This window comes from Streptomyces sp. NPDC036813 (assembly GCF_055609245.1).
This window is the reverse complement of sequence record NZ_JBVJPV010000008.1, coordinates 1-22,278: the sequence shown is the minus strand read 5'-3', so window position 1 is coordinate 22,278 and position 22,278 is coordinate 1. Positions and strand designations below refer to the sequence as shown.

Below are 22,278 nucleotides of genomic sequence, written 5' to 3'. Positions count from 1 at the left end.
TCACCCGCGGCGCATCCGCCGGGGATCACCCGTGGCGCCGCAGCAGCTCCTTGGCGCGGCGCCGCGCGGTCACCTCGGCGAGCGCCGCCGCCAGCAGCGGCGCGGTACGCCGACGGGCCAGCAGCAGCCGCCGGCTGACGACCGGTTCGGGCCGCCAGTGCCGCTTGTACGGCTCGTCGCCGCGCAGCAGGCTCAGCGTGCCGGCGACCCCGCGAGCGTGCTCGGCGCAGGCGTCCAGCAGCATCACGGCCACGTCGGCCTTGCGCTCGCGCAGGCAGGGATGGGCGCCGTAGAGGTAGCCGCCCGTCAGGCGGGGCGAGCGGAGGGTCAGGTCGACGGCCACGACCTCGCCGTCCAGCAGGAACTCGGTGACCACCGCGTCCCCCGAGCGCACCATCGCCTGCGCCGCGCGCACCAGGTGGTCACGGAACCGCGGCCGCAGGTGCTCACCGGTCACCCCGCGGCCCTGCCACTGCAACCGGTGAAGCTCAAGGAGGCGTTCCACCGCCTCCGGCACCCGGTCCGCGTCCACGCTCCGGCGCCGCACACCGAGCGCGTCGAGCTTGCGCAGCTTGGCCCGCACCCGCTGCTGCGCCTTCGCCGAGGGCAGCCGCGCCACCAGGTCGGCGAGCGGGACGGCCGGCAGCTCCAGGCACAGGGAGTCCGCCACCCGGCGCCGGGGGCCGGGCCAGCGGTCGTGGATGGCCTGCGCCGCGCCGCCGGGCCGTACCTCGCGCAGGTCGATCAGCGCGGTGCGGGCGGCGTTCACGAGCAGCCCCGTCAGGGCGGTGAGCGCGGCGTCGGCGTGTTCGTCGTCCACCAGTACGTCGCCGTAATCGGAGATCGCCCCGCCCAGCGGCACCAGCGCGGGCAGCGGCCGGTGCACGGCGGTCAACGGGGCAGCGGCGACCAGGTCGGCGCCGTGCCGCACCAGCAGCAGCCGCAGCCGGCCCGGACGGCCGTACGACAGCCACCAGGAGTGCAGCCAGGGGTGGGTCTGGAACGGGGTCGCGGTGGAGCAGCGCCGGTGCAGCCGCGTCCAGGCCGGGCCGAGTGCGGCGAAGGCGGCCTCATCGGTGACGACCTCGGTGGCGTACGCCGTCGGCGCCTGTGTCGGGACCAGCGTCACAGCGTTCCCTGCGCGTCGGCGGCCAGGGCCGGGCTCGGCACGGACGCGGGGCGCGCACCGGCGGCGCCCTCCCCCTCGCGGCGCGGGCTGACCAGCAGCGCCAGCCCGCCGAGCAGGCCGCCCGCGCTCGCCCCCACGAGCGTGGTGAGCGCGGGGGAGGCCGAGGACGGCCCGGACGGCTTCAGCGCGCGGGCGAACTGCCGGAGTTCGACATGGGTGGTGCCCTTGTTGTCGTCGGCGTGCCGGGTCAGGGCGCGGGCGACGGCGTTGGCCATGTCGGCGGCCAGGGCGGGCCGCGAGGAGGTGGCGGTGACGGAGACCATGGGGGCGTCCGGAGAGGTCGCCGTCTGCACGCTGCTCTGCAGCTCCGCCACCGGCACCCCGGCCCACACCTGGGCGTCGCCGAGCACCGCGAGCTGGGTGGCGACCCGGCCGTAGGCCTGCGCGAAGCCGAGCGCGGACGCGGGGTCGGCCTTGTCGGTGGGGACGGCGACGACATAGGCGGTCGCCCTGTACTGAGCGGGCGTCAGCACGCCGTACGCCCCGCCGGCCAGGGCGCCGGTCAGCGCGCCGGCCGCGAGCAGGGCCCACGGCGGCAGCGCCCGGACCCGGGCGAGAAGGGGACGGCGATGGGCGCGGGCGGGGGTGTCGGTCATGACATGCCGGCTTTCTGCGCGGGTGCGGTGCGTGAGGGGGTGGAGGTGGCGGTGAGGGCGGCCGTGTACACGTCCATGAGCCGGGTGGCGCTGCGGCCGATGCCGTAGTGGCGGGCGGCCTCCGGGACGGTGCGCGGCACCGGTCCGAGGGCGCGGACCTCGGCGATGGCCGCGGCGAACTCCGCGGAGCCGCCCGTGACCCGGCGGGCGCCGACCGCGGTGTGCGGGGGCAGGTCCTCCAGGGCCGGGCAGGAGGCGTACAGCACGGGCAGGCCCGAGGCGAGGCCCTCGACGACGGCCAGGCCGAACGCCTCCTCCGCGGACGGCGAGACCAGGACGTCCATCGCGCAGGCCAGCGACGGCAGGTCGGGGCCCGGGCCGCCGTCGGGCAGGGCGGGCCGTTCACCGGTGAACAGCACCCGGTCGGCCACCCCCGCCTCCTGCGCGGCCCGGCGCAGCGACGGCTCCTGCGGGCCGCCGCCCACCAGCAGCAGCCGGCAGTCGCCGGGCAGGCGGGCGACCGCGCGGATCAGGACGTCGAAGCGTTTGCCGGGGGCGAGCCGCCCGATGCCCCCGACGACGTAGGCGTCCTCCGGCAGGCCCAGGTAGCGGCGGGTGTGCAGCCGGCGCAGGGGATCGAAGCGGAAGCGGTCCACGTCGATGCCGTTGGGGACGACCGCGACGCGGGCGGCGGGCACACCCCACTGCCGGAGCCGGGCGGCGACCGTCGGGGAGACGGCGACGGTCGCGGCGCCGAGGCGCTCGCCCGCCAGGTACAGCGCGCGCACCCCGGCGGACAGCGGACGCCCTTCCATCTGGGTGTCGCCGAGGGAGTGCTCGGTGGCGACGACCGTCCGCACCCCGGCCAGGCGCGCCGCGATCCGGCCGTACAGACAGGCCCGGTACAGGTGGGTGTGCACGAGGTCGTAGCCGCCCGCGCGGATCACCTTCACCAGGCGGGGCAGCGCGGCCAGGTCGCGGTTGCCGGCCATGGCGAGGTCGATGACCCGCACTCCGTCGGCGACCAGCCCCGCGGCGACCGGGCCGGGGTTGGTCAGGGTGACGACGTCGCACGCGACGGGCAGATGCCGCAGCAGCAGCCGCAGTTGCTGCTCGGCGCCGCCGACACCGAGGCCGGTGATGATGTGCAGGGCCTTCATCGTGCTCCTTCCCGGCGCGAGGCCGGCGCACTCGGCGCACCCGGCGCGAGCGGCCGGCGGCGCAGCCGGTGCAGCCGGTGTTTGAGGAAGAGCCGCACGGCGGTGTCGCGCTGGTCGACGTGGACGCGGGGCAGCGCGTGCGGGCCGGTCAGCGCGCCGGGGTCGATGGCGCAGGCGTAGCTGTATCCGGCGCCGCGTACGGCGGCCACCGCGCGGTCGTCGACGGCGCCGTAGGGATAGCAGAAGCCGCGCACCTCCCGGCCGGTGACCTCGGTGAGCAGGGCGCGGCTCGCGGCGGTCTCGGCGCGCAGTGTCGCCTCGTCGGCACGGGTGAGGTCGACGTGGGTCAGACCGTGCGAGCCGATCTCGACGCCGGCCGCCGCCGCCCGCCGCACCCCGTCGGCGGTCAGCAGCGGCTTGCGCGGGCCGAGCGGATCCCAGGCGTTGTCACCGCCGAGCCGGCCGGGCAGCACGAACAGGGTGGCGCCGAAGCCGAAGCGGCGCAGCAGCGGCAGGGCGTGGTCGACGAAGTCGGCGTACCCGTCGTCGAAGGTGAGCCCGACCAGGCCGCGCCCGGCGCCACAGGCGCGGGCGGCGAGCAGGTCGGCCAGGGACACCCCGCGCAGCCCGTGCCGGCGCAGCCACCGGAACTGTGCGGCGAGCCGGTCGGGGGTGACGGTGATGCGGTAGGGGTCGTCCCGGCTCTCGTGCACCGAGTGGTACATCGCGACCCACGGGAAGTGGCCCGGTCCGACGCGGACGCCCCGGGTGGAGTGCTCAACGGGTGCGGCCATGCGTGATCCTCCGTGTGACGGTTCGTACGGAGCGGAATGCGGGGGCGCAGCCCTCGGCGCCCAGGGCGAGACAGAGCAGGGCGAACACAGCGGTGACGGTGGCTCCGCCCGCGGCCAGACCCGCCACCGCCGACTCCGGGCGGCTCGCCGCGAACGCCCCGGCCGCCGTCGCGGCCACCGCCGCCGTGAGCGGCCGGGTCAGCTCGCGCAGCACGCGCGGCACACGGACCGGGACGCCGCGGGCGCCGGCCCGCGCGAGCAGCAGCGCGGCGGTGACGGTGATGCCGCAGGCGTTGGCCGCCGCGATGCCGCGCACCCCCCAGGGGCCCACGGTCGCCACGCCCAGCCAGCAGGTCACGGCGATCCCGGAGGCCATCGCGGCGAGGGGGTACCAGGTGGCGCGGCCCGCCGAGAAGTACGCGCGCACCAGCACGCCGACCAGGGTCTGGCCGAGCAACCCGAGCGCGTACACCCGCATCACCCCGGCCGTCGCAGCCGTGTCGCGCGCGGTGAACGCGCCGCGCTGGAAGAGGAGTCCGACGATCTGCGGGGCGCAGGCCCAGGCGACCGCGGCGCCGAGCAGCACCAGGCAGGTGGCCAGCGCCAGGTCCCGCTCCACCCGGCCGCGGGCCCGCTCGGTGTCGCCGTCGGCCAGCGCGCGGGCCACCACCGGGAAGGTGACCGTGCACAGCATCACCGACAGCGTCATCGGGATCTGCGCGACCTTCTGCGCATAGTTCAGGTGCGAGATCGCCCCGGCCGGGAGGGTGGAGCCGAGGTACCGCTCGATCAGCACCTGCGACTGGCGGCACAGCGCGAACAGCAGCACGCTGCCGAGCAGTGCCAGCGCCACCGGCTGCGCCCCGGGCGCCGGCCCGACGGCCGCCGGCGCAACACCCTGCCGCCGCAACTGGCCCACCAGCGACGGCAGTTGTACGACGACCATGAGGAAGCCGCCGACCGCGACACCGGCGGCGGCCGCCCGCACCCCGAGCCGGCCGCCGAGCAGCGGCATCACGGTGATGATGCCCGCGTTGTAGGCCACGTAGATCGCCGCCGGGGCGGTGAAGCGGCGGTGCGCCCGCAGCATGGCGCTGCAGTACCCGGCGAGCCCGAAGCTGAGCACGCAGGTCGCCGTGAGCCGGGTGCAGTCCGCGGCGAGCGCGGCGTCGGGCAGGCCGGGGGCGAGGACCTCCACGACGTAGGGCGCGGTGGCGATCAGCAGCGCGCCGGTCGCGGTGAAGGCGAGGGCGAGGCGCGGCAGGGTGGCGGCGAGCAGCGCGCGCACCGGGTCTCCGGGCGCGCCCTGCGCCCGCCGCGCCAGCGCCCCGCTGAACGCCGGCACCAGCGCGAACGCCAGCCCGTCCTCGATGAGCAGGGTCGCCGCGAACTCCGGCACCGTCCAGGCGACCAGAAACGCGTCCGTGCCGCTCCCGGCGCCGAACAGCCGCGCCAGCGCCTGGTCCCGCACCAGCCCGAGCAGCGCCCCGGCGACGGAGAGCGCGGCGGTGACGAGCGCGGCACGGGCCAGGAAGCGGGGGGAGGCGGGGGTGAGGTGGTCGGCGGGGGAGCCGTGGGGTGCGGCCGCGGGCGCCGGCAGGGGGACGGCGGGCGCCGGTGGGCGGGCGTCACCGGCCGGGGCCGGCGGATCGGTGCGCGGGGCACCGGGAGGGGGCACCGTCATCGCGGGGTCTCCTCCCGGCCGGTGGCCTGCGTCAGCGCCCACCACGCGGTCAGGCCCAGGCACACCGCGGTCAGGACCGTCGAGGGGCCGCCGATGTCGGCGTACGCGAAGTCGACGAGCTGCCACAGCAGCAGCCCGCAGGCGATCAGCGCGCAGTCGGGGGCCGGGTCCGCGTGCCGCCGGGTGCGCAGCAGTCCGCGCAGGGCGCACACCAGCAGCGCCAGCCAGCTGCCGGCCAGGGCGAGCAGGCCGATGAGGCCCTGTTCGCTCAGCACCAGCAGGTACATGTTGTGCGGGGACAGCAGCGGCTGCCGGCGGAAGGCCGCGCCCGCGCCCTCGGTGTCGCTGCCGGAGGACAGCGCGAGGGAGGCGTGCGCGTCGCGGTGCTCGGGGAAGCCCTTCAACCCGACGCCGGTCAGCGGCTGTTCGCGCCACATGTCCACGGCGGCCGCCCACAGGGTGTACCGGTCGGTCACCGACTGGTCCGGCGCGTCCGTGACCCGCGTGATGCTGCTGATCCGCTCCTGCAGCATCGCCGAGCCGACACCGAGCCCGCCGACCAGGACCACGCCCGCCGCCACCACGGCCGCCGCGACCTTCAGCGCCCGCCGCACCCCGGCCAGCACCAGCTGCAGGGCGCAGGTCACGGCGGTCGCGATCCACGCGCCCCGGCTGAAGGACACCGCGAGCGGCGGCAGCAGGGCCACGGCGCACACGGCGGCGGCCGTCCGGCGCCGTACGTCCGCGTGGCCGAGCGCGAGACCGACGGCGGTCACCAGGCCGAGGGAGACCACCGTGGCCATGCCCATCACGTCCTGCGGGCCGAACGTGCCGACGGCGCGGACGTCCTCGCCCTGGTAGGAGGCGCCGGTGGCGGTGACGTACTGCTGCACGCCCACCGCCCCCTGCCACAGCGCGAGCCCGACCAGCGCCCAGGCGAGCAGCCGCGCGTCGCGCCGGTCCCGGATCGTGAGCAGCACCGCCGCCGGAACCAGGACGAAGACCTGGAGGTAGCGGCCGAGACCGCTGATCCCGGCGCCGGCCGAGGCCGCGTGCAGCGCCGCGAGCGACACCCCGGCCACCGGCAGCCCGAGCACCACCGCCGCCGTACGGGACAGGGGGCGGCGCCGCTGCCGCAGCAGCCGTACGACGCACACCAGGACCACCAGCGCGGACACCGCGTCGGCGGGGCCCGCGCCGCCCTCGGCGTCCGGGTTCTGCACCAGGCCGAGCAGGGCGAGCACGGCCACCACCGCCCACACCGGCGACTTCGGCGGGCGCAGCGGCTGCGGCAGGGCGAGGCTCATGGGGTGTCAGCTCCCGCTCGGGCGCAGCAGCGCGGCCGCGGTGCGCAGCAGGATGCACACGTCCTGCCACAGCGACCAGTTGTCGATGTAGACGTTGTCGAAGCGGGCCCGGTCCTCGATGGAGGTGTCGCCGCGCAGCCCGTTGATCTGGGCGAGCCCGGTCAGGCCGGCCGGCATGCGGTGACGGGCGGCGTAGCCGGGGTGGGTCTGGCTGAACCGGGCGACGAAGTAGGGGCGTTCGGGGCGCGGCCCGACCAGGCTCATGTCGCCGCGGAAGACGTTCCACAGCTGTGGCAGCTCGTCGAGGGAGGTGCGGCGCAGCACACGGCAGAACGGGCTCATCCGGCCGTCACCGGCCACGCTCCAGCGGGTGGCGGCCTCGTGCGCGTCGACGGGCCGGTGCGTGCGGAACTTCAGCAGCGTGAAGGGCCGCCCGTCCTTGCCGATCCGCTCCTGCCGGAACAGCACCCCCGGTCCGCCGGTGATCCGCAGCACGGCCGCGCACACGAGCAGCACCGGACCGGCCGGCACCAGCAGCGCCCCGGCGACGGCGACGTCCAGCAGCCGCTTGCCCGGGCTCGTCCTGGGCGCGCCCAACTGGAGCCGGCGGCAGGCGAACCCGGCGAGCTGGTCCGGCGAGGCGTACGACGGGCAGTCCGCGTCGAGTTCCCACACCGTGCAGCCCGACTCGGCGAGCGCCCGCAGCAGCGGCCCCTGCGGGGAGCGCAGCGCCGGGTGGACGGCGAGGACGTCCCGTACGCCGTTCTGGAGCAGCGCCCGCTGCACCTCCTCGCCGGTGGTGAGCACGGGCAGGCCCTCGCTGCCCTCGGGGTGCTCGGCGACCACGCCCACCGGGCGCACCCCGCAGCGCGGGTGCCGCAGCACGGCCGCCGCCACCCGCTGCGCGGCGGGCGCGGCTCCGACGACCAGGGCCGGGCGGGGTCGGCGCAGCAGCGCGGCGCGGCGCCGCCAGTGCACGGTGGCGCGGGCGGCGCAGGCGGCCGCCGACTGCGCGGCCACGCCGAGCAGCAGGGCGCCGGCGGGCAGCGCGTGCTCCGGACGGTACGCGGCGACGGCGGCGGCGAGCGCCAGCCAGCCCACCGCGATCCGGCCGCAGACGGCGGGCAGTTCGTCCAGCACCCCGGTCACCGGCCGTGGGGCGCGCGGGCGCAGCACCAGCGTCATCACGACGAGGGCGGCGGCCCCCAGGGACTGGTGGTGCGCCCCGGTGAGGGCGAGCGCGCCGGTCAGCGCGGCGAGCGCGTCGGCGGCGAGCAGCGGCAGCGGCGAGGCGGGCCGCGCGGGCGGCCGGCGCAGCGGGAACCGGAAGCCGTCGGCGGGCCGCGGCCTGACCGCGACGGGCGCGTACGGCTGCGCGCCGGGCGGGGGAACGGTGCTTTCCGCGGTCACGAGTGGATGGACTCCCTGCACTCGGAGGGCACGACGCGGGATGCGGGCCGGCCGTCGAGCAGCGCGCGGTAGACGTCCGCGATCGCCTCGGCGGTGTGCCGCACGTCGTGCGTGGACAGGACGTGACGGCGTCCCAGCCGGCCGAGCGACGCGCGCAGCGACGCGTCGCGCAGCAGCGCGGTGACGGCGTCGGCCAGCGCCGCCGGGTCCGCGGGGGGCACCAGGCCGGGTCCGGCGAGGGCGGGCGGCAGGCTTTCGCGGGCTCCGTCCACGTCGGTGACCACCACCGGCCGTTCGCAGGCCATGGCCTCCAGCGGGGCCAGCGCCATGCCTTCCCAGCGCGAGGGCAGCACCACCAGGTCGGCGGCCCGGTACCAGGGCAGGGGGTCGGCGACGGCGCCCGGGAACAGCGCGGACCGCGGGGCGCGGGCGCGTAAGGACGCCTGCTCGGGCCCGTCGCCGACCAACGCCAGCCGGGCGTCGGGTACTTCGCGAACGACGGCATCCCATGCGTCGAGCAGGACGTCCTGCCCTTTCTGCCGGCACAGCCGTCCCACGCACACCACGAGCGGGCCCGCCGCCTGCGCTCCCGGCAGCAGCGCGGCCCGTGCGGGGCCGGCGTCGCCCGGTCGGAAGCGGTCGGGGTCGATGCCGTTGGGCACGACGGACCAGCGCCCGCGCACCCCGGCGCGCACACCCCGCGCGCGCTCCGCCTCGCTCACGCACACCACCCGGGACGCCCAGCGCGCCCCCCATCGCTCCCAGGCCAGTGAGAGCGCGCCCACCGGCCCGCCGACCGCCTCGAAGGACCAGGCGTGCGGCTGGAACACCGTCGGGACCCGCCCGCGCACGGCCAGCCGTCCGGCGAGCCCGGCCTTCGCGCTGTGCAGGTGCACCACGTCCGGGCGTACGTCCGCCAGCAGCCGGGCGAGACGCCGCACCTCCGGGCCGAGGCCAGGGCCGGGCGAACGGATCGCGGGCCAGGACCGCACCTGCGCGCCCAGAGCGCGCAGTACGGCGGTGAGGGGGCCGTCGGGACAGGCCACCACCACGTCGAGGCCGGCGCCGAGCTGGGCGCGCGCCAGGTCGCTCACGACGCGGGCGACCCCGCCGTCCACGGGCTGCGTGACATGCAGGACCCGGGCCCGAGGGGCGGTGGCTTGCTGGTGCATGGCGCGGTTTCCTCGCTCACGGATGGTCCTCGTCACGGGCGGGAACGCGTCCGCTGCCGGTCGTCGACGGCGACGAAGAGCGCGTCGTCCCCCGCCGCGTCCCGCTGGGAAACGAGCCGGCGGGCCGGCTGGTCACCACCGCGCCGCAACCCCTTGGCCAGATCGAACGCATGGGCGGTCCTGTTCGCACAGGTGGTCGGAGGACGCCCCCGCCGGGGCCCCTGGCGGGGACCTCGGCCGGTGCCTCGGAGGTCCGCAACTCTAGTTGCCAACCGGACTAATCCGGTGAAATGCGGCAAGTGTGTCGGAACGGTGAAGCCCAGGGGTGGGCGCATCACTCCTTTGGCGGCACAACTCCCGGCGGCGTCACGCGTTGACACAGCGCCGGGCAATCGCCCGGGTGTTTTGTTTCAACCCAAGGAGCACCTCTCCATGTCGCGTATCGCGAAGGGCCTGGTCCTGACCTCCGCCGCCGTCGCGGCCGTCGCCGGCGGTGCCGGTGTGGCCGCCGCCGACGCCGGCGCGGGTGCCGCCGCTCACGGTTCGCCCGGCGTCATCTCGGGCAACGTCGTCCAGGTTCCGATCCACATCCCGGTCAACGTCTGCGGCAACACCGTCGACATCATCGGTCTGCTGAACCCGGCCTTCGGCAACACCTGCGTCAACGACTGACGTCGTACGCCCCCTGACCGGCCGCCCTTCCCCGAGGAGGGCGGCCGGTCCGCGTCGGGGGCCGGTTCCTGCGTGTGCCCCGAACGGGCGGACGGGGAGCGCCGTGCGTGTCGCGGCTCGACCCCGCCGTCCGGGCGTCTCACCAGGGCAGACGGCGATGCTGCGACGAACGGGCGATCACCCTGCGGATTCGATCGGTTGCGCGACGTAGTAGCCGCTCGCACGGTGAGACCACGACCCTTCGCACATCGAAAGGAACCCCCATGCGTGGTCTGTCCGTCCGGCGTGTCGCGTCCACCGCACTGTGCGCCGCCCTCGCCCTCGGCATCGCCGCCCCTTCCGCCCTGGCGGCCGACGCCGCCCCCGAGGGCCACCGTGCGGCGTCCCGGGCGCCCGCCCCCGACGCGGACAGCGTGCTCGACCAGGTGGCGGGCCTGGGCGACCTCGGCGCGCTGCTCAAGCCGGTCACCGACCTGCTCGGCAACCTTCTCGGCACCGGCACCGGCACCGGCACCGGCAGCGGCCAGCTCGGCGCCGACGACGCGGCCGACCTCACCGGCACCGTCCAGGACGCCCTCGCCGAAGTCCAGGCGAACCTGCCGTCGGCGTCGAACGTGGTCTCCACGGTCACTGCCACGCCGAGCACCGCCGCGACCCCGAGCACCCCGGCCACGCCGGCCACCCCAGCCACCCCCGCGACGACCGCCTCCGGGCACACGGACGCCGCGCTCGCGGACCTGCAGAAGGCCGTCGACGCCCTGGTCAAGGCCACCAGCTCGGGGGACAACGCCCAGGTGGGCCCCGCCTCGAACGGCCTCGTGACCGGCGTGGTCAACCTGGTCACCGCCACACTGGCGGACAGCGGTCTGTCCACGTCCGGCCTGACCGGGCTGACCGACATGCCGGCGGTCTCGACGCTTCCGGCCCCCCTGCCGGTGACGCCCGCGCCGTCGGCGTCGTGAGTGACGGGCCGACCGGCGAAATTCCAGAGATCTCATATGACGTTGAGAAACGCCGATGAGACACACCCTCCCTTCGGGTGGGATTCCGGGTGCGCTGCAGGAAGTTTCTGCGCACCCGGTTTCCGCGTCCGGCACAAGTCGTTAGGCACGGCGTCAGAATTCCCTGAGGCGACCTGAGTTGCCGAAGAAAGGAACACGATGAAGTCCCTGAAGGCTGCAGCGGTCGTTGCCGGGTCGATGGTCCTCGCGGGTGCCGCCGCGCCCGCGTTCGCCTACAACAACTCCGACCTCACGCCGACCAGCCTCAACGGCGCGGTGAACACCCTGGCCAAGGGTGACGTCGGTCTCGCGGACGCCATGCCGCTCAAGCACCAGTCGGACGCGCTGGACACCGAGAACAAGGACTCCGCGCTCAGCACGCTGAACGGCGCCACCGCCACCGTGAACAAGAGCGGTCTGCTGGGTGGCCTGCCGCTGGGCGGCTGAGCCTGCGCCGGTGCCGGACCGCTTCCGCTGCCGTGGACCGGATCCGCCGCCGACGGCCCAGGATCGCGGTCGTGAGGTGTTCCCGGCGTCGAGGGCCGGTTCCGCCGGGCCGGGTGCGCGTGCGCCCGCCCGTACGCGGTACCGGCCCTCGGTCGTGTCCGCGACGCGCTGTTCGAGGCGCGTCCCTCGATCGTGTGGAGCACCCCCCGGCCGTCGTCCGGTCGGGTGAGCGCGGGCCGGGCGGCGCACGGGCCCGCCGATATGGTCGCGCGGTGACCTCAACCTCAAGCGAAGCCCCGTTCCGCCCCGCCGACCTGGGCACCCTCGTGATGATGCCCTGGAGCGGCGAGGCGCCCGACGGCGCCGACATGCCCTACCTCCTCGTCTACTCCCTCGGCGACACCGCCGACGGCCCCGAGGGGACGGCCGCCGCGGTGGAGCGGCTGCTCCGCGACAAGGGTCTGCCCGTCGGCGGTGACCTGGTCGACGGCAACGCCCGGCCCAGCGTGCCGGTCACCCTGCTCGTCGAGTCCGGCGCCGCCGTCGTCACCCTGCACCCGCTCGTCGCGCAGTGCGCCCCGCCGCCGGAGTGGCTCGCCGCGGCCGCCGAGCGCGGCTACGCCTACCTGGTGTTCACCACGCGCGCGTGGCCCGAGGCCGAACCCGGCAAGGCCGTCGAACCGGAGGCCCTGGCGGAGTTCGCCGGCGCCGAGGAGACCCTGCAGGCCGCCGCGCACCTCGTCCTGCCGGTCCGCAGCGTGCGTCGCTGACCCCCCGCACGCTTCCCCGGACCGGTGGACATACGGGCGAGCTGACAATCACCCGCCTTTCCGGACAGTCCTACTACTGCGACAGCCGGGCGAATTGTGCGGTGGTGGCGAATTCCGGCTCGTTGAGCGGTACGCACGCCCAGCCCCGAAACTCGTGAAAGGGCCCGTACCCGAAATGAAGTCGACCACCCGAGGAACCCTCGCCGCCGTGCTCACCTGCGTGGCCGCCGCGGCCGGCGCAGCCCCCGCCGTCGCCGTGGACGCGATCCCCGTCCCCGTGCCGCTGAAGGGTGCGGAGAAGGCCCTGCACATGGAGCTGCCCCAGGTGGGCGGCGAGGTGCCGCTGCCGAAGCCCGGCTCGCCCCAGGGGCCGCGGTTCGTCGAGGGCCGCCTGCTGCCCGAGCGGGTGCTGCCGCAGCTGCCGCTCGGGGCCGGACTGCCCGGCGCCGGCCTGCGCCTTCCGCTGCCGCACCTGCTCGGCGACGACTTCGACCACCTCAGCCTGGACGCGCCCTCCTCCGACCTGCGCACGCTCGGCCCGGGCCTGGACCTGGACGCCCCGCTCACCGCGCCCCACCCCGGCAGGGCCGGCCTCCCGGAGCCGAAGCTGCCGCAGGCGGGTGTGATCACGCCGGTCCTCCAGACGGTGCCGCAGGCGGCCCTGGGGCTGGGATCCGGTCTGTAACGGGCAGGCAGGACCGGGGCGCTGCGGCCCCGGCCTCTGCCGCGCGGTGTGGCCACGTCGGGCCCGGGTGGAGGCGTTCCACCCGGGCCCGCAGCCGTGCCGTACGCGTGTCGTGTGAGCCGGATGGGCGCTGAGCGGTGACCCGGGCGGGTGCCAGGCGGTTAGCGGTGTCGACACAGCGGAGCGAGCTGCCGGTGCCGGCAGGCGGAGGTCACCGGCAGCCCGGAGCGGACGAGGAGCACAGCATGGTCGTGAGCGTCGGCCAGGTGGCGGCGGACGGCGAGGGCGTGGCGGCGCCGGCCAGACCGGGGCCCGTGCACGGCACGCGGCGGGAGGTGCTGCGCGGACTGCTCGTGCCTGCGGTGGCCCTGGCGTTCACCCCGGCACTGGCCGCGTGGCCGCGGCACGCGGCGGACGGCGACGAGGACACCGCGTTCGACGAGACCTACCGCGGCCGCCGCATCCAGGGCGTGAAGGTCGCCGGTGCGCGCACCCTCGACACCGGCCAGTGGCAGGTCACCGTCGACGGACGCCCGCTGCACCTGATGCGCCGGGCCGACGGCACCTGGCTGAGCATGGTCGACCACTACCGGTCGTATCCGACACCGCTGGAGGCGACCCGGGCCGCGGTCGACGCCCTCGGCCCCGGACAGCAGCTGCGCGCGACCCCGCTGAGCCACGGGGGCCAGGGCGGGTCCGGGGGGCACGGGGAGCACACAGGGCGTGACCACATGGGGGGAGAACATGGCGTACACGCGTAAGGACGTCAGCACGCTGACCGCCACCGAGAAGCGGCGGTTCGTCCGCGCGCTGCTGGAACTCAAACGGCGCGGCGAGTACGACGACTACGTGCGGATGCACATCGAGTACTACACCTCCGACGGCGAGGACGGCCTGCGGACGGCGCACATGGCGCCGTCCTTCCTGCCCTGGCACCGCAAGTTCGTGCTGGAGCTGGAACGCTCGCTGCGCCGGATCGACGACTCGGTGACCGTGCCGTACTGGGACTGGACGCGCCAGCGCAGCGCCCGGTCCGTGCCGTGGAGCGACGACCTGCTCGGCGGCAACGGGCGCAGCTGGGACCAGCAGGTCACGACCGGACCGTTCGCCTACCGCGAGGGCAACTGGACGATCAAGGAGAACGTCACCGACGGCCGGTTCCTCACCCGGGACCTGGGCCGGGCCCGTGACCCGCTCGAGCTGCCGACGCGCACAGAGCTGGAGGCGGCGCTGAACGACCCGGTGTACGACGTCTCGCCGTGGGACTCCACGGCCCCCCGGGGGTTCCGCAACAAGCTGGAGGGCTGGGGCACCGGCCGCGGCAGCGCCTCCTGGCACACCCACAACCGGGTGCACCGCTGGGTGGGCGGCGTGATGCTGGGCGGCGCGTCCGTCAACGACCCGGTCTTCTGGCTGCACCACGCCTTCATCGACCTGCAGTGGACACGCTGGCAGCAGCGGCACCGCGGCGCGGCCTATCAGCCGGAGCGGCCACCGGCGCGGGGCACCGCGCAGTACCGCAGGGTCGTGGCCCGGTACGAGAAGCTGCCGCCCTGGGACGTCACGCCGGACTCGCTGCAGGACGTCAGCCGGATCTACCGGTACGCGTGAGGCGCGCCCACGGGGAGAGCCCCGGCGCTCGAGGTGCCGGGGCTCTCGGGGAGTTCCGAAGAACTCGGGGGGAAGCCGGGTGGGGCGACGTCAGTTGCCGTAGCCGCCGCCCTTGCCGTCGTCGTGGCCGCCGCCGTGGTCGCTGACGTTGGCGCAGGTGTTGCCGAACGCCGGGTTGAGCAGGGCGATGATGTTGACGGTGTTCCCGCACAGGTTGATCGGGACGTCGACCGGGACCTGGACGGCGTTGCCCGAGATGACACCCGGCGAGTCGATCGCGGCGGCACCGGCCCCCGCGTCCGCCACGGCCAGACCGGCTCCGCTGAGCACCAGGGCACCCGTGCCGAGGGTGGCGGCAGCCGCCTTCGCGATGCGAGACATCACATCTCCTTCTGAATCGGTGAGCACGGCGGCGGATCGTCCGCCGCACTGCCCGTTCAACGCGGCTGCTGACGCGGGGTCACGGCGTATTCGTCCGCGTCACCCTTTTTGAACAGGGGGTTCCGGCGGATGGGCGCGACGGCGGGCGAGCGGACGGGGACGAGGCGCTGGGGCAGCCTGCGCGGTCACGGCAGAACGCGTACGGGGGAGCCGTTCAGGTAGGCCGCGATGTTCTCCACGGCCTGGCCGTAGTACGTGCGGAAGTTGGCCTGCGACACATAGCCCAGGTGGGGGGTCGCGAGCAGGCGGGGAGCCGTGCGCATCGGGTGGCCGGGCGGAAGCGGCTCGACGTCGAAGACATCGACGCCGGCCCCGGCGATACGGCCTTCGCGCAGGGCGGCGAGCAGCGCGTCCTGGTCTACGACGGCCGATCGGGAGGTGTTGATCAGGTAGGCGGACGGCTTGAGGAGGGCGAGCTCGGCGGCGCCGAGCAGGCCGCGGGTGCGCTCGCTCAGCGCGAGGTGCACGGAGACGAAGTCGCTGCCGGCCAGCAGCTCCTCCTTGGACGCGGCGCGCTCCACCCCGACCTCGTCGGCCCGCTCCTGGGTGAGGTTCTGGCTCCAGGCGCTGACCTGCATCCCGAACGCCAGCCCGACCCGGGCGACCCGGCTGCCGATCTTGCCGAGCCCGAGCAGTCCGAGCCGGCTGCCGTGCAGGTCGGCACCGACGGTGGACTGCCAGGGGCCGCCCGAGCGCAGGGCGCCGCTCTCCTCGACGATGCCGCGGGCGAGGCCGAGCAGCAGCGCCCAGGTCAGTTCGACGGGCGGGGTGGAGGAGCTGGCGGTGCCGCACACGGTGACGCCCTGCGCGGCGGCCGCGGCGTAGTCGATGACGCTGTTGCGCATGCCGGAGGCGATCAGCAGGCGCAGCTTGGGCAGGCGGGTGAGGAGGGAGGCAGGGAAGGGGACGCGCTCGCGCAGGGTGACGACGATCTCGAAGTCGGCCAGGGCGGCGGCGAGGACGTCCTCGTCGGTGAAATGCGTGTCGAACGGGACGACCTCGACCCGGTCCGCGAGCGGTGACCAGTCGGCGAGGTCGGTGGCCACGTTCTGGAAGTCGTCGAGCACGGCGCAGCGCAGGGGCACGGTGTTGTCCGATCGGGGTGTCGGCGTCACGTCATGCTCATGCTAGTGAGGCGTGCTGGTCAGCGGTCCTGGACCGGCCCGGGGAGGGCGGCCAGCCACTCGACGAGGATCTCGTTGATCTCCTCGGGGCGCTCCTGCTGGATCCAGTGGCCGCAGCCGTCGAGGAGATGGGAGGAGACCAGCCCGGGCAGCGTGACCGGGTAGGCGTCGATCGCGTCGGCCAGCCAGGTGGTGGAGGCGTCCAGGGTGCCTCCGGCGAAGAGCGACGGCTGGGCGAGGGGAGCGCCGTGGAGGGCGGCGAGGTCCTCCCAGTCGCGGTCCATGGTCCGGTAGCGGTTGAGGGCTCCGGTGAGACCGGTCCGTTCGAACTCGGCGGCGTAGAAGTCGAGATCCCGCTCGTCGAGCCAGCCGGGCAGCCGTCCGGTCGGGAAACGGTCGCGCAGGGTGCCGCCCTTGCCGACGAAGTGCGGGTCCGGGGCGCCGGCCGCGGGCAGGGTGTCGGCGGACAGGGCGGCGTAGAAACCCGCGAGCCAGCCGCGCACGTCCGGTTCGATCTCGGCCTCGGCGCGGCCGGGCTGCTGGAAGTAGGAGACGTAGAACTCCTCCTCCCCGCCCATCGCGGCGAAGACGTCACGGGGGCGCGGGCCGCCGGGCGGGGTGTACGGCACGCTCAGCATGCCCACCGCGCGGAACACCTCGGGGCGCAGCAGCGCGGAGTGCGCGGCGATGGTGGCGCCCCAGTCGTGGCCGACGACGACGGCGGACTCCTCACCCAGGGCCCGCACCACGGCCACGTTGTCCTCGACGAGCTCGACCATCCGGTACGCGCTCGGGTCGTCCGGCTTGGAGGACCGCCCGTACCCGCGCACGTCGAGTGCAACGGCCCGGTACCCGGCGTCGGCCAGTGCGGGCAACTGCCGCCGCCACGAGTACCAGGACTCCGGGAACCCGTGAACGAGCAGCACGAGGGGACCGGCGCCCTGCTCGACGAGGTGGATCCGCCCGGCGGGGGAGGGCACGGTGCGGTGGGTGGGGGACGAGGGGGGCTGGGCCATGGTCTCCTCCGGGGGTGCTGGGGTGATGCTCGGGCGGGGCCGGCCTGGCCCGTGCGGGTGCGGGTGCTTTGTTGCGGGTTCGGATTCAGGCGTGGGTGCCGGTGCCCGTTCGGTGCGGCATCGGATACGGGCGGGCTGCTTCACCGCCGATCATCCGGAAGGCAGGGGCGGGAAGACGAGCACATTTGCCGATCCGGCAAAACCGTTGCGCGAGGGCGGGGCACCCTCGCGTGGGGTCGAGGCACCCTCGCGTCCCGCGCTAGTCGACGGATTCGATGCCCAGGTCGGCGCGCATGGCGGCCTTCTGTGCCCCCACGTACGGCCAGACGTCCCGGTGCAGTTCATCCTCCAGTGCCTGGAGCTCGTCCGCACGGCCGGACAGCGACGGCCCAAGCTTCCTGATCTGCCCGTACGCGGTGTTCAGCCGGGTCTTGGCAGCGCTGGACGCGTCCAGCACCGGGCGGCGCGGGGCGATCATCTGGGCTTCCGAGTAACAGTCCCGGTAGGTCGACCGGCTGGTCTCCAGCTGCGCCAGGCACGCGTCGACGTCGACTTCCTGTCGCAGTGCGTGCAGGTAGTTGGTCATCGACGTCAGGTACTGACGGGATGCGGTGTTCAGATCGATGTAACACCTGCGCCTCAGCTCGAGACTTTCACGCCGGCGCGCTTGAGCCTGTTCCGCCTGGAGCAGTGCCTCGGCGTGCCGGCGCTCCTCTCGTCTCTGCTCCGCGGCGGCCTGTAACTCCAGGCGCTTGGTGCGGTCCGCGCGGTTCTGCGTCAGCAGCGCCGCTCCCAACGTGCCCACGACGCCCACGACCGCAGTCCCCAACCCCACCCAATCGGCACCCACAGCCCCTGCTCCCCACCGCTGAAGACCTTCACCTGGCCGCACGCCGGACGCGACGCCGGACCGGAGTGAGGCGCGCCCAAGCTAGCTCGGGGAAGACGCCATAGGCCAACCCGCGCGAGTGGTGGTTCTTGTAGGAACACACGAACCACCCGTCTCAAGCTGCTCTTGTTTCATGTTTTCAACGCCTGTCTGAAACAGGCCTGTTGACGATGTACTCCTCGGACAAGCCGAACCAACGAACGGGGAAAGCCTTGTCCGAGAAGCTGCCTGGACGTCAGATCGAGATCTCCTGGCCCGACCTCGGCATCACGGTCACCGCCGACCTTGACGACCGCAATCCGGCTCTCGCCGACGCCCTGTGGAACTCGCTGCCCTACCAGAGCCTCCAGGGACACGCCCTCATCGCGGGGGAGCACCTCTATCACGTGGCGCCGATACCCACCCTGCTGCACACCCCCCACGCCACCCGTATCCCGGACCGGCGCGACGCCCCCGACGGCACCGTGTTCTGCTCCGGACTGCAGCACCTGGGCATCAAGTACGGCACCCTGACCGAGCCGATGCCCGCCACCCCCGTCGGCCGGATCCGTGAGGCGGACATGCCCGCCCTGCTGGAAGCCGGGGCCGCGATCTGGGACGCCGTCTACTCCACGAAGAAGCAGATCCACGCCGAGGTCCGCCGCGCGGGCGAGCCGGGCGGCCACCGCATCCCGATGCTCCACGCCACCAACCCGGCCGCCGACCAGCTGATCGCCGACATCTTCGCCGAGACCGAGAAGATCTGGCTCGAGCCCCCGGCCGAGCTGGACGACCTCCACCAGGGCATCATCCCCTCCCGGGCGGGCAACTTCGGGACCGTCCTGCCCACCCTGCTGTTCGTGAACGGCGAGACGCGGCCCCTGGGTTACGCGGCCTACGGCGGACTCGTCCGCGCCGCCGTCCAGGACATGCCGATGGACTCCCTCGTGCACATGACCCGCCTCCTGGTCGGCGTCCCCGCCGAATTCCTGGGCTACTGCGGCCTGGAGAAGCTGTGGGCGTTCACGCAGCGCTTCCTCGACGTGCTCGACGACCTCGACCGTGCCGACTTCTACGCCGTCACCAGCCAGATGGCCCTCTACATCAACTGCCTCGGCGGCTGGAACCTGCAGCTGTACCCGTGGGAGACCGGCGACCACCTGCGCCAGCAGGACGTCAGGCAGAGCGCGTAGAGACGCCCGCGGCGGAGTCCGCGGCGATGCCCACAGCGATGCCCACAGCGTTGCCCGCGGCGGAGTCCGTCGCGGAATCGTCGCGGATCCGCCGGGGAGTCGTCGGGGAGTCGTCGGGAGATGACGGCTCCGGCACTCATCGCGCCGCCTGAACCCACACCACAGGAGAAGGAAGACCTTGAGCGCTCTGCCTGTCCGCGCTGACGCCGTCGTCATCGGCGGGGGAGTGATCGGAACCTCCGCCGCCTACCACCTCGCCCAAGCCGGCGTGGACACCGTGCTGCTGGAACGCGGAAGCCTCGGCGGCGGGGCATCCGCGCACACCGCGGGCATGATCCGCACGTACTTCCCCGGCAACCCCGACACCGGGCGCAGGGCCGTGCGCAGCCTGAACGCCTATCACGACTTCGCCCGCGACACCGCGGCCCCCCTCGGCCTGAAGCGGCTCGGGTTCATGGTGCTGTTCACCGACGAACAGCAGATCGCCGACTTCGAGGCCACCCGTCAGGCGCAGCATGACGCCGGCGTCGAGGTCGACCTGATCAGCGCCCGCGAAGCGTCCGGACTGAACCCGCTGATCAACGAGCGCGCCGTCCTGGCCGCCGCCTGGTCCCCCGAGGCGTACCACGTGGACGGCCTCGACATCGTCCGCGGCTACGCCGCCGCCGCCCGCAATCACGGTGCCCGTCTGTTCACCCACACACCGGTCACCGGCATCGACGACGACAACACCGTCCACACCCCGCAGGGCAGCATCAAGGCGGACAGCATCGTGTGCACGGCCGGGCCCTGGTCCGGCCAGGTGGCGTCCATGGCATCGGTCGACCTGCCGCTGACGCCCCACGCCATCGAGATGCTGTTCACCGACGTCCCGCCCTCCCCGCAGCGCGAGATGCCCATGACGATGCACGCCGCATCGGGCCTGCGGATCCGCTCATGGAAGGACCGCATCCTTCTCGCCATGGGCGCGCCCGAGGCCGGTGAAGCACGCGAAGCCTGGCTCGGCCGCATCGCCGGCCATCTAGGCACCCTGTTCCCCGCCTTGGACGGCATCGGCCTGCATCGCGCGTGGAGCGGCGACTTCGACGCCAGCCCCGGCAACGCCGCCTTCATCGGCGGACACCCCACCCGCCGCTTCCTGTACGCGGCCGGCTTCACCGGCGCCGGCCTGTGCCAGGCGCCCGCGGCCGGAGAAAAGCTCCGCGATCTGCTGATCGCCAAGTAGCCCCATAACCGGAAAGAATGCCGTGATTGTTCTTGGATGTAATGGTTTCAGTCGGGTATCGGAGTTCTTCTCCGAACGCCTCGGTGCGACCGGCATCAACAAGCATTACCTCTTGGGCCACGACGCCGCCGCCGCACTCCTGATGGACGGCCGCCTGGTCGCGGCGGTGGAGGAGGAACGCCTCAACCGGGAGAAGAAGACCACCGACTTCCCCGAGAACGCGATCGCCTGGTGCCTGGAGGAAGCCGGGATCACGTTCGACGACGTCGACCTGTTCGCCTTCCCGTGGAACTGGTCCACCCAGGTTCTGAACGAGATCCTGGACGGCATCCGCGCCGCGCCGATGCCGCAGGCCGCGAAGACGAACCTCATGGCCGACATGGCCGACCTGTTCGACCAGATCGTCAGCCCCGAAGCGATCCTCGCGGACTTCGAAGCCCGCACCGGACACCGTCCGGACCGGGCCAAGGTCCGCTTCGTCCCGCACCACCTGGCCCACGCCACGACCGGCTACTACCTCGCCGGCATGAAGGACTCCGCGTTCCTCGTCAGCGACGGCCGCGCAGAACGCTTCTCGACCCTGACCGGCGAGATCCGCGACGGCCGGATCACCGTCTTCGAGGACACCGTCACCGGGTCCGAGTACTCCATGGGCACGCTGTTCTCGGCCATCACCCGCTTCCTCGGCTTCGTCCCCAACAACGACGAGTACAAGGTGATGGGCCTGGCCGGGTACACCGCCCCGCCGACCCCGAACCCGTTCATCGACCGGCTGCTGAGGCTGCACGACGACGGCCGCTACACCTTCACCGCACCCCTGCAGACCGACAACCCGCGCAGTCACGACGCGCTGTTCGAGGCGTACTTCGGACCCTTCGAGGACACCCTGGAGTACAAGGCCCGCGTCGCCGCCGCCGCGCAGCAGATGCTGAACGTGGCCACCGCCCACCAGGTCCGCCACCTGGAGAAGAGGACGGACCTCGACCAGCTGCTGTTCGAAGGCGGCGTCGCCCTGAACTGCCTCAACAACACCCCGCTGTTCGAAGGCTCGCGCTTCGCGGACATGCAGGTCAGCTTCGGCGCCTCCGACACCGGCATCACCATCGGAGCGGCGGCCCATGCCTGGCTCAACCACCCCGACACCGACCCCGCGAGCGTCCTCGCGGCCGCCGCACCCGTCACCCCCTACCTCGGCCCGGCCTACGACGACGCCGCGATCGAGAAGGCCCTCGAGGGATTCACCGGCCGGGTCGTCGTATCGCGTCTGGACGATGACGAGGTCGTCGAGCAGGTGGCGCAGCTGCTGACGAAGAAGGTCGTCATCGGCTGGTTCGAAGGCCGCGTCGAGCACGGGCCACGAGCGCTCGGACATCGCAGCATCCTCGCCAACCCCGGCTTCCCCGACATCAAGGACATCATCAACACCCGGGTCAAGCACCGTGAACCCTTCCGCCCGTTCGCTCCCCTGGTACTCGAAGAGCAGGCACCGGAGATCTTCGACATGGGGCGCAAGACCAGCTCCCCGTACATGACGTTCGTCTTCCCCGTCCGCGACGCGTACAAGGACCGCATCCCCGGCGCCGTACACGTGGACGGCACCTCCCGGATCCAGACCCTGACGGACGAGGGAACCCCACGACTGACGGCGCTGCTGCGGAGGTTCACCGAACTGACCGGCACTCCCTGCCTGATCAACACCTCGTTCAACGTCGCCGGCGAGCCCATCGTCTGCACGCCCACCGACGCCCTGAACTGCTTCATGGGCACCGAGATCGACTACCTGATCCTCGGAAACCACCTCATCGCCAAGAACGCGTCCTAGAGGTTGTCCCGTAACTGCTGGCCAGAGGTGAGATGATCTTGCCGTGGCTGGTGTGATCACGGCGTCGGAGCCCTCCTGGATAGGTCCGTTC

General features: G+C 73.7%; 22 protein-coding genes. 10 read left to right on the top strand and 12 right to left on the bottom strand.

Annotated features, from left to right (window positions below):
- Positions 1 to 25: 25 nt before the first annotated feature.
- From ACZ67Q_RS17965 to ACZ67Q_RS17930, 8 genes are read right to left on the bottom strand one after another with little or no spacing between them, the layout of a single operon-like run.
- Entirely contained in the window at positions 26 to 1,129 is a 1,104-nt protein-coding gene (locus ACZ67Q_RS17965) for a GNAT family N-acetyltransferase (protein ID WP_471182791.1), read from the bottom strand.
- A complete protein-coding gene (locus ACZ67Q_RS17960; protein WP_471182788.1) occupies positions 1,126 to 1,785 on the bottom strand; it encodes a YveK family protein in 660 nt (219 codons plus the stop codon). Before ACZ67Q_RS17960 ends, ACZ67Q_RS17965 begins: the two co-directional genes overlap by 4 nt.
- Positions 1,782 to 2,945, bottom strand: coding sequence for a glycosyltransferase (locus ACZ67Q_RS17955; protein WP_471182786.1), 1,164 nt, complete (start codon positions 2,943 to 2,945; stop codon positions 1,782 to 1,784). The genes ACZ67Q_RS17960 and ACZ67Q_RS17955 overlap by 4 nt, the downstream gene beginning before the upstream one ends.
- Complete coding sequence (locus ACZ67Q_RS17950) at positions 2,942 to 3,739, bottom strand: polysaccharide deacetylase family protein (protein ID WP_471182784.1); 798 nt, start codon at positions 3,737 to 3,739, stop codon at positions 2,942 to 2,944. The genes ACZ67Q_RS17955 and ACZ67Q_RS17950 overlap by 4 nt, the downstream gene beginning before the upstream one ends.
- Positions 3,723 to 5,423, bottom strand: a complete 1,701-nt coding sequence (gene murJ, locus ACZ67Q_RS17945) for a murein biosynthesis integral membrane protein MurJ (protein ID WP_471182782.1) — start codon at positions 5,421 to 5,423, stop codon at positions 3,723 to 3,725. The genes ACZ67Q_RS17950 and murJ overlap by 17 nt, the downstream gene beginning before the upstream one ends.
- Entirely contained in the window at positions 5,420 to 6,730 is a 1,311-nt protein-coding gene (locus tag ACZ67Q_RS17940; RefSeq protein WP_471182779.1) for an O-antigen ligase family protein, read from the bottom strand. Before ACZ67Q_RS17940 ends, murJ begins: the two co-directional genes overlap by 4 nt.
- 6 nt (positions 6,731 to 6,736) lie before the next feature.
- Positions 6,737 to 8,140, bottom strand: a complete 1,404-nt coding sequence (locus ACZ67Q_RS17935) for an exopolysaccharide biosynthesis polyprenyl glycosylphosphotransferase (protein ID WP_471182776.1) — start codon at positions 8,138 to 8,140, stop codon at positions 6,737 to 6,739.
- Entirely contained in the window at positions 8,137 to 9,312 is a 1,176-nt protein-coding gene (locus ACZ67Q_RS17930; RefSeq protein ID WP_471182773.1) for a glycosyltransferase, read from the bottom strand. The genes ACZ67Q_RS17935 and ACZ67Q_RS17930 overlap by 4 nt, the downstream gene beginning before the upstream one ends.
- A 432-nt stretch (positions 9,313 to 9,744) precedes the next feature.
- Here ACZ67Q_RS17930 and ACZ67Q_RS17925 point away from each other — a divergent pair, with 432 nt between their 5' ends.
- From ACZ67Q_RS17925 to ACZ67Q_RS17895, 7 genes are all read left to right on the top strand, one after another.
- On the top strand, positions 9,745 to 9,984 hold the full coding sequence (locus tag ACZ67Q_RS17925; RefSeq protein ID WP_361623094.1) for a chaplin: 240 nt from the start codon (positions 9,745 to 9,747) through the stop codon (positions 9,982 to 9,984).
- A gap of 263 nt (positions 9,985 to 10,247) precedes the next feature.
- The gene (locus tag ACZ67Q_RS17920; RefSeq protein WP_471182770.1) at positions 10,248 to 10,946 is read left to right on the top strand and encodes a hypothetical protein; all 699 of its coding nucleotides are present in this window, start codon (positions 10,248 to 10,250) and stop codon (positions 10,944 to 10,946) included.
- A 198-nt stretch (positions 10,947 to 11,144) separates the two neighbouring features.
- The gene (locus ACZ67Q_RS17915) at positions 11,145 to 11,432 is read left to right on the top strand and encodes a hypothetical protein (RefSeq protein WP_471182768.1); all 288 of its coding nucleotides are present in this window, start codon (positions 11,145 to 11,147) and stop codon (positions 11,430 to 11,432) included.
- Positions 11,433 to 11,704: 272 nt separating this feature from the next.
- Positions 11,705 to 12,202, top strand: coding sequence for a DUF5949 family protein (locus tag ACZ67Q_RS17910; RefSeq protein ID WP_471182765.1), 498 nt, complete (start codon positions 11,705 to 11,707; stop codon positions 12,200 to 12,202).
- 175 nt (positions 12,203 to 12,377) lie between these two features.
- Positions 12,378 to 12,887 (top strand): hypothetical protein, encoded by a 510-nt coding sequence (locus tag ACZ67Q_RS17905; protein WP_471182763.1) that lies wholly within the window; start codon positions 12,378 to 12,380, stop codon positions 12,885 to 12,887.
- Positions 12,888 to 13,132: 245 nt separating this feature from the next.
- Positions 13,133 to 13,648, top strand: a complete 516-nt coding sequence (locus tag ACZ67Q_RS17900) for a tyrosinase cofactor (protein WP_471182760.1) — start codon at positions 13,133 to 13,135, stop codon at positions 13,646 to 13,648.
- Positions 13,632 to 14,498, top strand: a complete 867-nt coding sequence (locus ACZ67Q_RS17895; RefSeq protein WP_471182757.1) for a tyrosinase family protein — start codon at positions 13,632 to 13,634, stop codon at positions 14,496 to 14,498. Before ACZ67Q_RS17900 ends, ACZ67Q_RS17895 begins: the two co-directional genes overlap by 17 nt.
- Positions 14,499 to 14,588: 90 nt before the next feature.
- Here ACZ67Q_RS17895 and ACZ67Q_RS17890 read toward each other — a convergent pair whose 3' ends face one another.
- The 4 genes from ACZ67Q_RS17890 to ACZ67Q_RS17875 all read right to left on the bottom strand — a co-directional run bounded on the left by ACZ67Q_RS17890 (position 14,589) and on the right by ACZ67Q_RS17875 (position 17,893).
- Positions 14,589 to 14,879 carry a chaplin gene (locus ACZ67Q_RS17890; protein ID WP_471182754.1) on the bottom strand — a complete coding sequence of 97 codons (291 nt, stop codon included), beginning with the start codon at positions 14,877 to 14,879 and terminating at the stop codon, positions 14,589 to 14,591.
- A gap of 185 nt (positions 14,880 to 15,064) precedes the next feature.
- The gene (locus tag ACZ67Q_RS17885) at positions 15,065 to 16,024 is read right to left on the bottom strand and encodes a D-2-hydroxyacid dehydrogenase family protein (protein WP_471183425.1); all 960 of its coding nucleotides are present in this window, start codon (positions 16,022 to 16,024) and stop codon (positions 15,065 to 15,067) included.
- Between the two features lie 59 nt (positions 16,025 to 16,083).
- Positions 16,084 to 17,079 carry an alpha/beta fold hydrolase gene (locus ACZ67Q_RS17880; RefSeq protein WP_471182752.1) on the bottom strand — a complete coding sequence of 332 codons (996 nt, stop codon included), beginning with the start codon at positions 17,077 to 17,079 and terminating at the stop codon, positions 16,084 to 16,086.
- A 259-nt stretch (positions 17,080 to 17,338) separates the two neighbouring features.
- On the bottom strand, positions 17,339 to 17,893 hold the full coding sequence (locus ACZ67Q_RS17875; protein ID WP_471182749.1) for a hypothetical protein: 555 nt from the start codon (positions 17,891 to 17,893) through the stop codon (positions 17,339 to 17,341).
- Between the two features lie 287 nt (positions 17,894 to 18,180).
- Here ACZ67Q_RS17875 and ACZ67Q_RS17870 point away from each other — a divergent pair, with 287 nt between their 5' ends.
- The 3 genes from ACZ67Q_RS17870 (at position 18,181) to ACZ67Q_RS17860 (ending at position 22,187) form a co-directional block, all read left to right on the top strand.
- The gene (locus tag ACZ67Q_RS17870) at positions 18,181 to 19,140 is read left to right on the top strand and encodes a cucumopine synthase-related protein (protein ID WP_471182746.1); all 960 of its coding nucleotides are present in this window, start codon (positions 18,181 to 18,183) and stop codon (positions 19,138 to 19,140) included.
- Positions 19,141 to 19,318: 178 nt separating this feature from the next.
- Positions 19,319 to 20,365: an NAD(P)/FAD-dependent oxidoreductase gene (locus ACZ67Q_RS17865; protein ID WP_471182745.1), complete on the top strand. Its 1,047-nt coding sequence runs from the start codon at positions 19,319 to 19,321 to the stop codon at positions 20,363 to 20,365.
- Between the two features lie 22 nt (positions 20,366 to 20,387).
- A complete protein-coding gene (locus ACZ67Q_RS17860; RefSeq protein ID WP_471182743.1) occupies positions 20,388 to 22,187 on the top strand; it encodes a carbamoyltransferase family protein in 1,800 nt (599 codons plus the stop codon).
- Positions 22,188 to 22,278: the final 91 nt, after the last annotated feature.

Coding starts and splice junctions, on each gene's coding strand:
- ACZ67Q_RS17960 (WP_471182788.1), bottom strand. CDS start 1,785: ATGACCGACACCCCCGCCCGCGCCCATCGCCGTCCCCTTCTCGCCCGG.
- ACZ67Q_RS17955 (WP_471182786.1), bottom strand. CDS start 2,945: ATGAAGGCCCTGCACATCATCACCGGCCTCGGTGTCGGCGGCGCCGAG.
- ACZ67Q_RS17950 (WP_471182784.1), bottom strand. CDS start 3,739: ATGGCCGCACCCGTTGAGCACTCCACCCGGGGCGTCCGCGTCGGACCG.
- murJ (WP_471182782.1), bottom strand. CDS start 5,423: ATGACGGTGCCCCCTCCCGGTGCCCCGCGCACCGATCCGCCGGCCCCG.
- ACZ67Q_RS17940 (WP_471182779.1), bottom strand. CDS start 6,730: ATGAGCCTCGCCCTGCCGCAGCCGCTGCGCCCGCCGAAGTCGCCGGTG.
- ACZ67Q_RS17930 (WP_471182773.1), bottom strand. CDS start 9,312: ATGCACCAGCAAGCCACCGCCCCTCGGGCCCGGGTCCTGCATGTCACG.
- ACZ67Q_RS17925 (WP_361623094.1), top strand. CDS start 9,745: ATGTCGCGTATCGCGAAGGGCCTGGTCCTGACCTCCGCCGCCGTCGCG.
- ACZ67Q_RS17920 (WP_471182770.1), top strand. CDS start 10,248: ATGCGTGGTCTGTCCGTCCGGCGTGTCGCGTCCACCGCACTGTGCGCC.
- ACZ67Q_RS17915 (WP_471182768.1), top strand. CDS start 11,145: ATGAAGTCCCTGAAGGCTGCAGCGGTCGTTGCCGGGTCGATGGTCCTC.
- ACZ67Q_RS17905 (WP_471182763.1), top strand. CDS start 12,378: ATGAAGTCGACCACCCGAGGAACCCTCGCCGCCGTGCTCACCTGCGTG.
- ACZ67Q_RS17900 (WP_471182760.1), top strand. CDS start 13,133: ATGGTCGTGAGCGTCGGCCAGGTGGCGGCGGACGGCGAGGGCGTGGCG.
- ACZ67Q_RS17895 (WP_471182757.1), top strand. CDS start 13,632: ATGGCGTACACGCGTAAGGACGTCAGCACGCTGACCGCCACCGAGAAG.
- ACZ67Q_RS17890 (WP_471182754.1), bottom strand. CDS start 14,879: ATGTCTCGCATCGCGAAGGCGGCTGCCGCCACCCTCGGCACGGGTGCC.
- ACZ67Q_RS17880 (WP_471182752.1), bottom strand. CDS start 17,079: ATGGCCCAGCCCCCCTCGTCCCCCACCCACCGCACCGTGCCCTCCCCC.